At 69.2% G+C, this 13534-nt stretch carries 14 protein-coding genes; 5 read left to right on the forward strand and 9 right to left on the reverse strand.

The window, feature by feature from the left end; genetic code table 11:
- Positions 1 to 4 precede the first annotated feature (4 nt).
- The 5 genes from BXA03_RS21280 to hpxZ are packed head-to-tail and all read left to right on the forward strand — an operon-like array spanning position 5 to position 3515.
- Positions 5 to 541 (forward strand): VOC family protein, encoded by a 537-nt coding sequence (locus tag BXA03_RS21280; protein WP_076511193.1) that lies wholly within the window; start codon positions 5 to 7, stop codon positions 539 to 541.
- Positions 528 to 1514: an ABC transporter substrate-binding protein gene (locus tag BXA03_RS21285; protein ID WP_076511194.1), complete on the forward strand. Its 987-nt coding sequence runs from the start codon at positions 528 to 530 to the stop codon at positions 1512 to 1514. Before BXA03_RS21280 ends, BXA03_RS21285 begins: the two co-directional genes overlap by 14 nt.
- Positions 1515 to 1522: 8 nt before the next feature.
- A complete protein-coding gene (locus BXA03_RS21290) occupies positions 1523 to 2356 on the forward strand; it encodes an ABC transporter ATP-binding protein (RefSeq protein WP_076511255.1) in 834 nt (277 codons plus the stop codon).
- A complete protein-coding gene (locus tag BXA03_RS21295) occupies positions 2353 to 3114 on the forward strand; it encodes an ABC transporter permease (RefSeq protein WP_076511195.1) in 762 nt (253 codons plus the stop codon). Before BXA03_RS21290 ends, BXA03_RS21295 begins: the two co-directional genes overlap by 4 nt.
- An 11-nt stretch (positions 3115 to 3125) precedes the next feature.
- On the forward strand, positions 3126 to 3515 hold the full coding sequence (gene hpxZ, locus BXA03_RS21300; RefSeq protein WP_234983787.1) for an oxalurate catabolism protein HpxZ: 390 nt from the start codon (positions 3126 to 3128) through the stop codon (positions 3513 to 3515).
- A gap of 1 nt (position 3516) precedes the next feature.
- Here hpxZ and BXA03_RS21305 read toward each other — a convergent pair whose 3' ends face one another.
- From BXA03_RS21305 to atpD, 9 genes are all read right to left on the reverse strand, one after another.
- Positions 3517 to 4206, reverse strand: a complete 690-nt coding sequence (locus tag BXA03_RS21305) for a DUF3617 domain-containing protein (protein WP_076511197.1) — start codon at positions 4204 to 4206, stop codon at positions 3517 to 3519.
- Positions 4207 to 4333: 127 nt separating this feature from the next.
- Positions 4334 to 5461, reverse strand: a complete 1128-nt coding sequence (locus BXA03_RS21310) for a Gfo/Idh/MocA family protein (protein WP_083716237.1) — start codon at positions 5459 to 5461, stop codon at positions 4334 to 4336.
- 77 nt (positions 5462 to 5538) lie between these two features.
- On the reverse strand, positions 5539 to 6564 hold the full coding sequence (locus BXA03_RS21315) for a sugar phosphate isomerase/epimerase family protein (RefSeq protein WP_076511198.1): 1026 nt from the start codon (positions 6562 to 6564) through the stop codon (positions 5539 to 5541).
- A gap of 13 nt (positions 6565 to 6577) precedes the next feature.
- Positions 6578 to 7540 (reverse strand): substrate-binding domain-containing protein, encoded by a 963-nt coding sequence (locus BXA03_RS21320; RefSeq protein ID WP_076511199.1) that lies wholly within the window; start codon positions 7538 to 7540, stop codon positions 6578 to 6580.
- Positions 7541 to 7657: 117 nt separating this feature from the next.
- Positions 7658 to 8686 carry an ABC transporter permease gene (locus tag BXA03_RS21325; protein WP_076511200.1) on the reverse strand — a complete coding sequence of 343 codons (1029 nt, stop codon included), beginning with the start codon at positions 8684 to 8686 and terminating at the stop codon, positions 7658 to 7660.
- Positions 8673 to 10190: a sugar ABC transporter ATP-binding protein gene (locus BXA03_RS21330; protein ID WP_076511257.1), complete on the reverse strand. Its 1518-nt coding sequence runs from the start codon at positions 10188 to 10190 to the stop codon at positions 8673 to 8675. Before BXA03_RS21330 ends, BXA03_RS21325 begins: the two co-directional genes overlap by 14 nt.
- Before the next feature lie 22 nt (positions 10191 to 10212).
- The gene (locus BXA03_RS21335) at positions 10213 to 11382 is read right to left on the reverse strand and encodes an ROK family protein (protein ID WP_076511258.1); all 1170 of its coding nucleotides are present in this window, start codon (positions 11380 to 11382) and stop codon (positions 10213 to 10215) included.
- Between the two features lie 292 nt (positions 11383 to 11674).
- Positions 11675 to 12094 (reverse strand): F0F1 ATP synthase subunit epsilon, encoded by a 420-nt coding sequence (locus BXA03_RS21340; protein ID WP_076511201.1) that lies wholly within the window; start codon positions 12092 to 12094, stop codon positions 11675 to 11677.
- Between the two features lie 14 nt (positions 12095 to 12108).
- Positions 12109 to 13515: a F0F1 ATP synthase subunit beta gene (atpD, locus tag BXA03_RS21345; protein WP_043117619.1), complete on the reverse strand. Its 1407-nt coding sequence runs from the start codon at positions 13513 to 13515 to the stop codon at positions 12109 to 12111.
- Between the last annotated feature and the right edge of the window lie 19 nt (positions 13516 to 13534).

A 13534-nucleotide genomic window follows, 5' to 3' on the forward strand; every position in this document is an offset into this window, starting at 1 on the left:
CCCCATGGACAACGCCCTCACCCACGGCCTCTTCCACCTGGCCATCAAGACCGCCGACCTGGCCGCCACGCGCGCCTTCTGGATCGGCACGATCGGCCTGCGCGAAGTGCCCCGGCCCGACTTCGGCTACCCCGGTGCCTGGCTCGCCTGCGGCCAGCCGGGCGGTCAGGCCATCGTCCACATCTATGCCGGCGGTCCGGCGCTCGGTGGCCAGGCCCGCGTGCCGCAGGGCACGGCTGCCATCGACCACATCTCACTGGCCTGCAGCGGCTACCACGCCTACATCGCGCGCTTCCGCGCCGCGGGGCTCGCCTGGCGCGAGTTCCTGGTGCCCGGCACCACGCTGTGGCAGCTCTTCGTGTACGACCCCAGCGGCGTACAGCTGGAACTGACCTTCGAGGGCGCGGTGGAAGCCGGCACCCCGCCCGACATGTCGCCCGGCCGCGTCTACCGCGCGGGCGAGTCCTTCTTCGACACCGCTTCGTACCCCACCCTTTCCCTGAACACCCCTCCCGGAGAACCCGCCCATGCTTCGCACTGACTTCCTGCGGCTTGCCGCACGCGCCACCGCCGCATTGGCACTGGCCCTGCCCCTCGCGGGCGTCGCCCACGCGGCCGACAAGATCAAGTTCGGCGTCTTTCCGTCCAGCGCCGCGCTGCCCTTCTACATCGCCCAGAACCGCGGCTGGTTCAAGGAGGCCGGTCTGGAGGTCGAGGAAGTGCCGATGACCAGCCACCCGCTCACGGTGCAGGCCCTGGTCTCGGCCAGCATCGACGGCGCCGCCAACCTGGTGACGCTGGAAGGCGCCAACATGGAATCGCGCCGGCCCGGCACGCTCAAGTACATCTCGCTCAACGGCCAGAACAGCCAGCACGTGATCGAGCAGTTCGTGGTCAAGGCATCGAGCCCGGCCAAGTCGCTCAAGGACTTCAAGAACGGCTTCAAGCTCTTCTCGGCGCCCGGCCCGGCCAACATCGGCGCGGCGCGCGCAGTGCTCAAGAAGGTGGGCCTGGTCGAAGGCAAGGACTTCTCCATCCAGGAGCAGCAGATCGGCGTGCACGTGGGCGCGCTGCAGTCGGGCAACTTCGACGGCGGCTACACGCTGGAGCCCTCGGCCACCATCATGGTGGCGCAGGGCGTGGGCCGGCGGGTGGAGACTGGCGTGATCGCCACCTACCTGCTGGGCCGCAAGGAAGCCTCGGCCTTCGCTGCCGGCGCCGTGCTGTCCGACAAGTTCATCGCCGAGCGGCCCGACGTCGCCAAGCGCTTCGCCGCGGTCTGGGCGCGCGGCGTGAAGGCCGCGCAGACCGACACCAGCACCCGCGGTTACCTGATCCAGGGCATGAAGGTGCCGCCGGAGCTGGCCGCCACCGTGCCGCTGCCGCGCATCGTGATGACGGGCGACCTGTCGCCGGCCGACGTGACCGACTTCCAGAAATTCCTGGACATCGGCACCGAGCTGGGCGTGATCAAGGACAAGATCGACGGCAAGGCCGTGGTCAAGGCGCTGTGATGCGGGCCATGGACGTCTCTCCGCCGCGCACCGCGCCTGCCCATGCCACTGCCGCCGAGGCGGCCGCGGGCCACCGCTGGTACGCACCCGGCACGCACATCACCATCCGCGGCCTGACCAAGCGCTTCGGCGACGCGGCGGTGTACGAGAACTTCGACCTCGACATCCCGCACGGCAAGATCACCTCGGTCTTCGGCCCCAACGGCTGCGGCAAGAGCACGCTGATCAACATGATCGCGGGCATCCTGCCGCACGACGGCGGCCAGATCCTGTTCGAGGGCAAGACGGCGCGCGAGACGCGCATCGGCTACGTCTTCCAGAACTACCGCGAGGCGGTGTTCCCGTGGATGCGCGCCATCGACAACATCCGCTACCCGCTGCAGTACCTGGGCCTGTCCAAAGGCGAGCGAGAGGCGCGCATGGACCGGCTGATGGCCGAGTTCGACGTCAAGCTCGACCTGTCGCGCTACCCGTACCAGATGTCCGGCGGCCAGCAGCAGCTGGTGTCGATCATGCGGGCGCTGGTGGTGGAGCCGGAGGTGCTGTTCCTGGACGAGCCCTTCTCGGCGCTGGACTACGAGATGGTGATGTTCCTGCGCGAGCGGCTGCAGAAGGTGCTGGTGGGACGCAAGGTGACGACGCTGCTCGTCTCGCACGACCTGGACGAGGCCGTGCTGCTGGCCGACCATGTGCTGCTGCTGACCAAGCGGCCCACGCAGGTGGCCGACAACCTGCCCTTCGACGTCCCGCGCCCGCGCACGGCGGCCACCACCGTCTCGCCCGAATTCATCGATGTGAAGACGCGGGCGCTGGAGATCTTCCAACGCGAGGTGCGCAAATGAAGACCACGCTCTCGGCCCGCCTGCGGCCGCTGTGGGGCATGGCCCTGATCGTCGCGCTGTGGGCCTTCGCCCACGCCACCAAGGCGGTGGACCCGGTGCTGCTGCCCTCGCCCGGCGAGGCGCTGCAGGCCTTCTGGAAAGGGCTCTCCGGCGGCACGCTGTGGGGCGACTTCGAGAAGACCATCGTGCGCACGCTGGTCTCCTTCGTCATCGCGCTGGCGGTGGCCGTGCCGCTGGGCGTGATCCTGGGGGCCAACGAGAAGATCTACGAGGGCATCGAGTTCGCCATCGACTTCTTCCGCTCCACGCCGGCCTCGGCCATGTTCCCGCTCTTCCTGGTGCTGTTCGGCGTGGGCGAGAAGACCAAGATCGCGGTGGCCGCCTTCGGCGCGGCGCTGGCCATCCTGTTCAACGTGGCCTACGGCGTGATGAGCGCGCGCAAGCAGCGTCAGCTGGCGGCCCGCGTGATGGGCGCGCCGCGCTGGCGCGTGCTGACCGACGTGACCCTGCTCGAATCCATGCCGCAGGTCTTCGTGGGCATGCGCTCGGGCGTATCGATCGCGCTGGTGATCGTGATCGTGGCCGAGATGTTCATCGGCTCCACCGACGGCCTGGGCCAGCGCATCATGAATGCCCAGACCATCTTCGACATGCCCGACATGTACGCTTCGATCTTCGCGGCGGGCCTGCTGGGCTACGTGATGAACCTCATCTTCCTGGTGGCGGAGCGGCGCTTCGTGCACTGGGGCGGAAAGTAAGAGACGACCCCATGACTGTGTCCATGAACGAGATCAACCTGCCGGACGTGCTGGACGAGGTGAACGCGGTGTTCGACGAGTACGAGCGCGCCCTGACGACCAACGACGTGCCGGTGCTGGACCGGCTGTTCTGGGAGTCCGAGCACACGCTGCGCTACGGCGCCACCGAGAACCTGTACGGCTATGCGGCGATCCAGGCCTTCCGCCAGGGCCGGCCCGCCAACAACCTGGAGCGCGAGATCACTGCCCGCTCGGTCACCACCTTCGGCCGCGACTTCGCCGTGGCCAACGTGGAGTTCCGCCGCACCGGCAGCACCCGCATCGGCCGCCAGAGCCAGACCTGGGTGCGCCTGCCCGAGGGCTGGAAGGTGGTGGCGGCCCATGTGAGCCTGATGGGCTGAGCTACTTGCCGGCGCCGGCCGGCATCGCCTTCTGCATCTCGGCGGCCATGCGGCGCATGTCCTCGGGCGACATGGACTGCTGCATCTGGCCCATCATGCGCTGGATCTCGGCCTGGCTCGGCGCCCGGCCCGCGGCCGCGGCGGCGCCCATCGGCGCGGCCATGCGCTGCATCTCCACCACGTTCATCTTCATGCCGCCGGGCAGCACCATGTCGCCGGGCCGCATGCCGGCGGGGCAGGCGCCCTTCCATTGCGCCTCCATCGTCATGTCGCCTTCCTCCTGCTTCGGGCGCGGCGGTGCGTAGGTGGTGTGCGAGCTGACGCGGTAGCTGCTGTTCATGTCGCCGGTGACCACCGTGAGGCGCGTCATCGTGGTGTCGGGCAGCTTGCAGACCTCCTTGTGCGTCAGCACGCGGCCCACCTCGCTGCGCATGTCCTCCTGGCAGTTGGTGGGCTTGCGCGCCTCGGCCTGCCGGCTGGCGCCCTGCTCCTGCAGCAGGCGGTCGGTGGCGGCATCGGCGCATTGCTGCAGGGTCATCGGCTGGCCCTTGGCCGAGGTCTCGACGCGCATCTCCCACAGGCCGTCCTTGCGGCGCGGGAAGGCCGGGCCGGCGAACACGGCGGCGGTCTCGGCGAGCAGCGCAAGGGCGAGGGTGATGCGGGCGGTGCGGAAGGGACGGAATGCGGACATGGCGGCTCCTCGGCGGATGAGGGCGTCCGCCTGCCGCGGTTGTAGTGGCCCGCGCCGCCGCTGCGAATATCGCACGCGTACTAGGTCGAAGGTCGAGCCAGCCCGCCGAGTGACACGGCAAAGCAGCTCAGAACGGCGTCCACTTCTGCGCACTGGCCGCGCTTTCCACCGCCTTCTCGATGAAGCGCACACCGCGTGCGCCATCGGCCAGCGTCGGGTAGTCCGCCCGCAGCGGATCGGGCGCCTCGCCCTGCTGCAGCGCGCGGATGTGCGCGATCACGCCCAGGTAGACATTGGCGAAGGCCTCGATGAAGCCTTCCGGATGGCCGGCCGGCAGTCGCGTGGCCTGGCGCGCAGAGGCGCCCAGCCAGGGCGAGCCGCGCGTCAGCAGCCGGCGCGGACCGTCCAGCGGCGCATGCACCAGCAGTTCGGGCTGCTCCTGTCGCCAGTCCAGCGTGCCCGTGGTGCCGAAGACGCGCAGGCGCAGGTCGTTCTCGCAGCCCACGGCGATCTGCGAGGCTACGAGCACGCCACGCGCCCCGCCCTTGAAGCGCAGCAGCAGGCTGGCGTCGTCGTCGAGCCGACGACCGGGCACCAGCGCCGACAGGTCGGCGCACAGGCTCTCCAGCGCGAGGCCGGTGACGGTGGCCACCAGGTTCTCGGCATGCGAGCCGATGTCGCCCAGCGCGCCGGCCGCGCCGCTGCGCGCGGGGTCGGTGCGCCAGCCGGCCTGCTTGTTGTCGCCGCCTTCCAGGCGCGTGGCCAGCCAGCCCTGGTGGTAGTCGACCACCACCTTGCGCACCTCGCCGATGGCGCCGGCCGCCACCATGTCGCGGGCCTCGCGCACCATGGGGTAGCCGCTGTAGTTGTAGGTCACGCCGAAGACGCTGCCGCTGCGCGCCACGGTGTTCACCAGGTCCTGTGCCTGCTCGCTGGTGTGGACCAGCGGCTTGTCGCACACCACATGGATGCCGGCCTCGGCGAAGGCGCGTGCGACCTCGTGGTGCAGGTGGTTGGGCGTGACGATGGTGACGAAGTCGATGCGCTCGTCGGCGCTGCGGCGCAGTTCGTCATCGAGCAGCGACTGCCAGTCGGCATGGTTGCGCGCATCGGCCAGACCAAGCTCGCGGCCCGAGGCGCGCGCGCGCTCGGGCGTGGAGGACAGGGCGCCGGCCACCAGCTCGGCCTGGCCGTCCAGCGCCAGGGCCTGGCGGTGCACGGCGCCGATGAAGGCGCCCTGCCCGCCGCCGACCATGGCGTAGCGCAGCTTGGGGGTGGCCTGGGGCGCGTCCGCGCCGTCCATGCCCATGGGCCGTGCTTGGGTGGGCTCGCTCATGTGCCCGCCATGCCGCCCTGGGCGGCCTTGTCGAAGGCGGCATCGAAGGCACCGGCCGCGGGCGGGAAGTCCAGCCGGCGGCAGAAGGCGGCGCTTTCGGTGGCGCCATGCACCCGGTCCATGCGGCTGTCCTCCCACTCCACCGAGAGCGGTCCGGCATAGCCGATGTCGTTGAGCGCCACGATGATGGATTCGAAGTCCACCATGCCCCGGCCCACGCTGCGGAAGTCCCAGAAGCGGCGCGCGTCGCCGAAGCTCGTGTGGCCGCCGAAGACGCCCACGGTGCCGTCGCCCTTGCCCCACCACACGTCCTTCATGTGGGCGTTGTAGATGCGGTCGGCAAAGCCGCGGATGAAGCGCACGTAGTCCACGCCCTGGTAGGCCAGGTGGCTGGGGTCGTAGTTGAAGCCGAAACGCCGGTGGCCGCCCACGGCCGCGATGGCCCGCTCGGCCGAGGCGATGTCGAAGGCGATCTCGGTGGGATGCACCTCGAGCGCGAAGTTCACGTCCTGCCGCTCGAAGGTGTCCAGGATGGGCCCGAAGCGCCGGCCGAAGTCCGCGAAGCCCGCGTCCCAGTAGGCCTGCGTCGTGGGCGGGAAGGCATAGGTGGCATGCCAGATCGACGAGCCGGTGAAGCCGGTGACGGTCTTCACGCCGAACCTGGCCGCGGCGCGCGCCGTGTCGGCCAGCTCACGGGCGGCGCGCTGGCGCACGCCTTCCGGCTCGCCGTCGCCCCACACATGGGCCGGCAGGATGGCGCGGTGCCGCTCGTCGATGAGGTCGCACACCGCCTGGCCCACCAGGTGGTTGCCGATGGCCAGGCAGGTCAGGCCATGCTCGCGCAGCAGCGCCCACTTGTCGCGCACATAGGTGTCGGAGGCCAGAGCCTGCTGCACGTCGAAGTGGTCGCCCCAGCAGGCCAGTTCCAGGCCGTCATAGCCCATGCGCCGCGCCAGCGGCGCCAGCTCGGCCAGGGGCAGGTCGGCCCACTGGCCGGTGAAGAGGGTGATGGGGCGCGGCATGGACCGTCCTTCCTCAGAACGGGGAGTCGGGGTGGTAGAAGTCCTTGGCGTTGTCCTTGGTGATCAGCACCGACGGAATGATCGTGGTCGCCGGCAGCTTCTCGCCCTTCAGGCGCGCCTCGGCCGTGAGCTTGATCGCGTCGTAGATGAACTTGGGCGAATAGCTCACGTCGGCCTGGATGCGCGGGTCCTTGTTGTCGAGGATGGTCTTGACCATGCCCTTGGCCCCGGCGCCCCCGAAGACGATCTTGATGTCGGTGCGCTTGGCCTGCTCGATGGCCTTGAGCACGCCCACGGCCATGTCGTCGTCGGCGGCCCAGATGGCGTCGATCTCCTTGAAGCGCGTCAGGTAGTCCTGCGTCACCTTGAAGGCGTCGTCGCGGTTCCAGTTGGCGTACTTGGCGTCCAGCAGCTTGATGTCCGGGTAGTTCTTGAGCACGGCGCTGAAGGCGTCCATGCGCTCGTTGTCCAGCGTGGTCGCGATGCCGCGCAGCGCCACCACGTTGCCCTTGCCGTTCAGCTTCTTGGCGATGTACTCGGCAGGGATCTTGCCGAAGGCGGTGTTGTCGCCGGCGACGTAGGCGTCCTGCGCACTGGTGTCCGTCAGGCCACGATCCACCACCGTGACGTAGGCGCCCTTGGCCTTGACCTGGGCCACCGGCTTGGTCAGCGCGGCCGATTCGAAGGGGAAGACGACCAGCGCGTTGATCTTGGTGACGGTGGACAAGTCCTGCAGCTGGTTGGCCTGCTCGGGCGCGTTGGCAGCCGTCTTGATGGTGATCTTCAGGTCCTTGTACTGCTTCTCCAGGTCCTTCTTGGCCTGGTTGGCCCAGTAGTTGATGCCGCCCATGAAACTGTGGGTGGCGGCCGGGATGGACACGCCGAGGTTCACTTTCTCGGCGGCCAGCGCGGGCACGCTGGCGAAGGCGGCAGCGGCCACGGCGGTGAGCGCGAGGCGGCGGGTGACGAAGGTCATGGGGTTGTCTCCTGGGTTGGATGGAAGGTCACTGGCACGAAACGCCCGTTCGCACTGCGCTTGTCGAAGTGCTTGCGCAGGGCTTCGACAGGCTCAGCCCGAACGGTTTTGGGTCACTCATCGCCGGCCCCTTTGCAGGAAGGCCACCACGATGATCACGAAGCCCTGCACCGCCGCGTTGAGGTACACGCTGATGATGCTGGTGAGGTTGAGGATGTTGCTGATGACCGAGAGCAGGATGGCGCCTACCACCGTGCCGGCGATGCTGCCCGCGCCGCCCTTGAGCGCGGTGCCGCCGACGATCACGGCCGCGATGGCCTCCAGCTCCCACAGCAGGCCGGTGGTCGGCGAGGCCGAGCCCAGCCGGGGCACGTACAGCAGCGTGGCGATGCCCACGCACACGCCCAGCAGCATGTAGGTGAGGATCTTCACGCGGTCCACGTCCACCGCCGCATAGCGCGCCACCTGCTCGTTGGAGCCGATGGCCTGCACATAGCGGCCGTAGGCCGTGCGGTTGAGGATCACGCCGCCCACCGCCGCCACCGCCACGAACACCCACACCGGCACCGGAATGCCCAGCAGGCTGGCGTAGTAGACCGGCGCGTACAGGTCCGACAGCTCGTTGTCGAGCGTGAGCGCCCCGCCGTCGGCGAAGTAGGTGAGGTAGGCGCGGAAGATGCCCAGCGTGCCGAGCGTGACGATGAAGGGCTCGATGCGGCCCTTGGTGATGAGCAGCCCGTGCGCCAGGCCGAACATCGCGCCCAGCACCACCGCCAGCGCGGCCCCGAGCACCACGGCCATCAACGGCGAGCCGGTGGCCGGCCCGGCCCAGTTGATGAACATGATCACGCTGCCCGCGATCAGCGCCGCCATCGAGCCCACCGACAGGTCGATGCCGCCCGAGATGATCACGAAGCACATGCCCACCGCGATGATGCCGATGAAGGCCGTGCGCGTGAGCACGTTCATGGCGTTGTCCACGGTGGCGAAGTCGCTGTTGAGCGCGGCACCGGCGATGCACAGCAGCACCAGGCCGATGACGGGGCCCAGGCCATGCAGGCGCTCGGCCCAGCCCAGCCTGGCGGCGGCGCGATGCTGTGCGCCTTCGGCCGCGGCGGTGGAGGAAGAGGTGTCAGGCGTCGGCATGGGCTGTTCCCGTGGCATGGGCGATGAGCTGTTCTTCGGTGAGGCCGTCGGCCGGCAGCGTGGCGACGATGCGGCCCGCGCGCATGACGGCCACGCGGTGCGCGAGGCCGATGAGTTCCATCAGCTCCGACGAGATGACGATGACGGCCAGACCCTCGCGCGCCAGGCGCTGCACGAGGAAGTAGATGTCGCGCTTGGCGCCCACGTCCACGCCCCGCGTGGGCTCGTCGAGCACCACCACCTTCGGATGCGGCTGCAGCACCTTGGCCAGCGCCAGCTTCTGCTGGTTGCCGCCGGAGAGCGACGAGGCGCGCACATCCAGCGAACCGGTGCGGATGCCGTAGTCCTTGACGGCCGTGTCGAGCGCGGCGCGCTCGGCCTCGGGCCGCAGCCAGGGCCGGGCGTATTGGTCCAGTGCCATCAGCGTGAGGTTCTGCCGCAGCCCGAAGGCCACGTGCAGGCCCTTGCCCTTGCGGTCTTCGCTGAGGTAGGTGAGGCCGTGGCGGGCGGCATCGCGCGGCGAGCGCAGCTGCACCGCGTGGCCCGCCAGCTCGACCTGGCCACGCCTGGGGCGCAGGCCCAGCAGGCCTTCGAAGAGCTCGGTGCGGCCCGCCCCGACCAGGCCGGCGAAGCCGAGGATCTCGCCTGGCCGCACCTCGAAGCTGGCCTGCTGCGCCCAGCCGGGCACGTCGAAGCCCTGCACGCGCAGCGCGGGTGCGCGGCCGGCCGGCACCGGCTCGCGCGGCGGATAGAGGTCGGCGAGCTCGCGGCCGACCATCAGGTTGGCCATCTGGTGCCGCGTGACCTCGGCCGTGGCCGCGCGGGTGACGAAGCGGCCGTCGCGCATCACGACCACCTCGTCGGTCACGCGTGCCACCTCATCGAGCTTGTGCGAGATGTAGACGATGGTCACGCCGTCGGCCCGCAACTGCGCGATGAGACGGAACAGGCGCTCCGTCTCGCCCGGCGTGAGCGTGGCCGTGGGCTCGTCCATGATCAGCAGCCGGGCGCGCCGCGCGATGGCCTTGGCGATCTCGACCAGCTGCTTCTCGGCCACGATGAGGCGCCGCACCTTGGTGGCCGGGTCGATCGGCAGGCCCACCTGGGCCAGCGCGGCGGCGGCCTCGGCCTGTATGGCGCGCTCGTCCAGGAACAGGCCCTTCTTCTTCTCGTGCCCCAGGAAGATGTTGTCGGCCACGCTGAGGTCTTCGGCCAGGTTGAATTCCTGGTGGATCAGCACGATGCCCAGCGCCTCGGCATCGCGCGAGCTGCGCAAGTCCTGTGGCTGGCCGTTGATGCGCAGCACGCCGCCGCTGGGACGCTCGTAGCCGGCCAGGATCTTCATCAGCGTGGACTTGCCGGCGCCGTTCTCGCCCAGCAGGCCGACCACCTTGCCCGGCGGCAGCGAAAAGCTCACGCCATGCAGCACCTGCACCGGGCCGAAGGCCTTGGTGATGGCGTCGAAGTCGACGGCGACGCCGGTCGTGGCGGGGGCGGTGGTCATGGTCGGCATGGCGGGCTCCTGTTCACGGTGCCACGCCACGGGCGCGCAGCGTCTCGTGCATGGCCAGCACGCCGGCACCGGTCACCCCGGCGTCGGTGCCCAGCGGCGTGTACTGGATCTCCAGGTGCCGCGTCGACAGCGCCAGCGAGCGCTGATAGACGCTCTGCCGCACGGCCGCCAGGAACAGCGGCCCGATCTGCGTGATGCCGCCGCCGATGAACACATGCGAAGGATTGAAGAAGTTCACCACCGAGGCCAGCATCTGCCCGATCAGGCTGCCGGCGCGCTGGATGATGGCGTTGGCGGCCACGTCGCCCGCGCGGCTGGCGTGGCCCACGTCGATGGCTTCGATGCGGCCCTGGGTGCGCAGCACCGCTGCGAGCGCCGGTGATTCGCCGCGCTCCGCCGCCGCCTGCGCCATGCGCACGATGGCCGGGCCGGCGGCCATGGCCTCGACGCAGCCGACGTTGCCGCAGTGGCAGCGCGGTCCTTGCTGGTCCACGCAGATATGGCCCACGTCGCCGGCCGAGCCGGCCGCGCCGCGGTAGACCTCGCCATGGCACACGATGCCGCAGCCGATGCCGGTGCCCACCTTGATCACCAGGAAGTTGGACAGCCCGCGCTGCAGCCGCCACAGCTCGCCCAGCGCCATCAGGTTGACGTCGTTGTCGACGAAGACGGGCGCCGCATAGTCCTCGCGCAGGTAGTCGCGGATGGAGAAGCTGTCCCAGCCCGGCATCAGCGGCGGATTGACGAGCTGGCCGGCTTCGAAGTTGACCGGCCCCGGCACGCCCATGCCGATGCCCAGCACGCGCCGCGCGGGAATGCCCTGGGCCTGCAGCAGCTCGCGCAGCCGCTGGCGCACCCGGGCCAGCACCACGCCCGGGCCCTCGCGCACGTCAATGGTCTCGGCATGCCGCGCGAGCACCGTGAGGTCGGGCTGCATCACGGCGACATCCAGGCTGGTGGCGCCGATGTCCACGGCCAGCAGCACGCCCAGCTCGGCGTGCAACTGCAGTTGCTCGGGCCGGCGCCCGCCGGTGGAGGCGCGCGGGCCGGCCTCGGCGAGCAGCCCCTGCTCGATCAGGCCGGCGATCAGTGCATTGGCCCGGCTGCGGGAGAAGCCCAGGCGATCGGCCATGCCGTGACGCGAGCCGCCGGCCGACCAGAAGAGGGTCGACAGCAGATCCAGCTCAGCAGCAGAAAGGCCGTTCCAGGGCGCCATGCGGCGTCGTCTCCGTGTTCTTTGTGGCCACCCTTGAATGGATGGCAAAGTGGGACGGATGCTAGGTGGCCGACTTTGCACAGACAAGACCGAACTTCGGCCCGATTCAGGCGAAAGTTGGCTCGCGGCGTGTTTTGGCAGAACGAGCGGTCATGGCAGATTCGTTCACACCTTCCCGGCAGCGCCAAAGAAAAAAGCCAGTCGGCGAACCGACTGGCTTCTCTGTGAGGGCTAGGTCGCGGCATGGCGCCGCGCGGCCTCACTTCTTCTGGCGGTACTTGCGCAGCGCGGCCAGCTGGGCGGCCATCACGGCCAGCTCCGACTGGGCCATGGCGATGTCGATCTCGCTCTTGGCGTTCTTGAGGGCTTCCTCGGCGGCGCTCTTGGCGGCGGCGGCTTTCTCGTCGTCCAGGTCCTTGCCGCGGATGGCGGTGTCGGAGAGAACGGTCACGCAGTCGGGCTGCACTTCGAGGATGCCACCGGCCACGAACACGAACTCCTCGCCACCGTCGGCCGTCTCGATGCGCACGGCACCGGGACGGATACGCGTGATCAGCGGCGTGTGGCGCGGGAAGATGCCGAGCTCACCGGCTTCGCCGGGCAGCGCGACGAACTTCGCCTCGCCCGAGAAGATGGACTCCTCGGCGCTGACGACGTCGACACGAATGGTGTTTGCCATGGATGGTGCGCCGATCAGCCGAGCTTCTTGGCCTTCTCGAAGGCCTCGTCGATGGTGCCGACCATGTAGAAGGCCTGCTCGGGCAGGTGGTCGCACTCGCCGTTGGCGATCATCTTGAAGCCACGGATGGTTTCCGACAGCGGCACGTACTTGCCGGGCGCGCCGGTGAACACTTCGGCCACGTGGAAGGGCTGCGACAGGAAACGCTGGATCTTCCGGGCGCGGGCCACGGCCAGCTTGTCCTCGGGGGCCAGCTCGTCCATGCCCAGGATGGCGATGATGTCGCGCAGTTCCTTGTAGCGCTGCAGCGTGCCCTGCACGGCGCGGGCCACACCGTAGTGCTCTTCGCCGACCACGTTCGGGTCCAGCTGGCGCGAGGTCGAGTCCAGCGGGTCCACGGCGGGGTAGATGCCGAGCGAGGCGATGTCACGCGACAGCACCACGGTGGAGTCCAAGTGGGCGAAGGTGGTGGCGGGCGACGGGTCGGTCAAGTCATCGGCCGGCACGTACACGGCCTGGATGGAGGTGATCGAGCCGACCTTGGTCGACGTGATGCGCTCCTGCAGGCGGCCCATTTCCTCGGCCAGCGTCGGCTGGTAGCCCACGGCGGAAGGCATGCGGCCCAGCAGTGCGGACACTTCGGTGCCGGCCAAGGTGTAGCGGTAGATGTTGTCCACGAAGAACAGCACGTCGCGGCCTTCGTCGCGGAAGGACTCGGCGATGGTCAGGCCGGTCAGGGCCACGCGCAGACGGTTGCCCGGGGGCTCGTTCATCTGGCCGTAGACCATGGCCACCTTCGACTCGGACAGGTTCTCCTGAACCACGACCTTGGAGTCGGACATCTCGTGATAGAAGTCGTTGCCCTCGCGGGTACGCTCGCCCACACCAGCGAACACCGACAGACCGCTGTGGGCCTTGGCGATGTTGTTGATGAGCTCCATCATGTTCACGGTCTTGCCCACGCCGGCGCCGCCGAACAGGCCCACCTTGCCGCCCTTGGCGAACGGGCAGACCAAGTCGATCACCTTGATGCCCGTTTCGAGCAGTTCGGTGGAGGGCGACAGTTCGTCGTAGGCCGGGGCCTTGCGGTGGATCGAGGCCGTCAGCTCCTGCGAGACCGGGCCGCGCTCGTCGATGGGGTTGCCCAGCACGTCCATGATGCGGCCGAGCGTGGCCTTGCCGACGGGCACCGTGATGGGCGCGCCGGTGTTGACCACGGTGATGCCGCGGCGCAGGCCGTCGGAGCTGCCCAGCGCGATGGTGCGCACCACGCCGTCACCCAGTTGCTGCTGCACTTCCAGGGTCAGTCCGCCGCCTTCGAACTTGAGGGCGTCGTACACCTTGGGCATCTGGTCACGGGGAAACTCCACGTCGACCACGGCGCCGATACATTGAACGATTGTTCCTTGAGCCTGAGCCATGTTGTGCTCCAGTAATTTG

Source organism: Pseudacidovorax sp. RU35E (assembly GCF_900156165.1).
GTDB lineage: Bacteria > Pseudomonadota > Gammaproteobacteria > Burkholderiales > Burkholderiaceae_C > Xenophilus.

Coding starts and splice junctions, on each gene's coding strand:
- BXA03_RS21280 (WP_076511193.1), top strand. CDS start 5: ATGGACAACGCCCTCACCCACGGCCTCTTCCACCTGGCCATCAAGACC.
- BXA03_RS21285 (WP_076511194.1), top strand. CDS start 528: ATGCTTCGCACTGACTTCCTGCGGCTTGCCGCACGCGCCACCGCCGCA.
- BXA03_RS21290 (WP_076511255.1), top strand. CDS start 1,523: ATGGACGTCTCTCCGCCGCGCACCGCGCCTGCCCATGCCACTGCCGCC.
- BXA03_RS21295 (WP_076511195.1), top strand. CDS start 2,353: ATGAAGACCACGCTCTCGGCCCGCCTGCGGCCGCTGTGGGGCATGGCC.
- hpxZ (WP_234983787.1), top strand. CDS start 3,126: ATGACTGTGTCCATGAACGAGATCAACCTGCCGGACGTGCTGGACGAG.
- BXA03_RS21305 (WP_076511197.1), bottom strand. CDS start 4,206: ATGTCCGCATTCCGTCCCTTCCGCACCGCCCGCATCACCCTCGCCCTT.
- BXA03_RS21310 (WP_083716237.1), bottom strand. CDS start 5,461: ATGGTCGGCGGCGGGCAGGGCGCCTTCATCGGCGCCGTGCACCGCCAG.
- BXA03_RS21315 (WP_076511198.1), bottom strand. CDS start 6,564: ATGCCGCGCCCCATCACCCTCTTCACCGGCCAGTGGGCCGACCTGCCC.
- BXA03_RS21320 (WP_076511199.1), bottom strand. CDS start 7,540: ATGACCTTCGTCACCCGCCGCCTCGCGCTCACCGCCGTGGCCGCTGCC.
- BXA03_RS21325 (WP_076511200.1), bottom strand. CDS start 8,686: ATGCCGACGCCTGACACCTCTTCCTCCACCGCCGCGGCCGAAGGCGCA.
- BXA03_RS21330 (WP_076511257.1), bottom strand. CDS start 10,190: ATGACCACCGCCCCCGCCACGACCGGCGTCGCCGTCGACTTCGACGCC.
- BXA03_RS21340 (WP_076511201.1), bottom strand. CDS start 12,094: ATGGCAAACACCATTCGTGTCGACGTCGTCAGCGCCGAGGAGTCCATC.
- atpD (WP_043117619.1), bottom strand. CDS start 13,515: ATGGCTCAGGCTCAAGGAACAATCGTTCAATGTATCGGCGCCGTGGTC.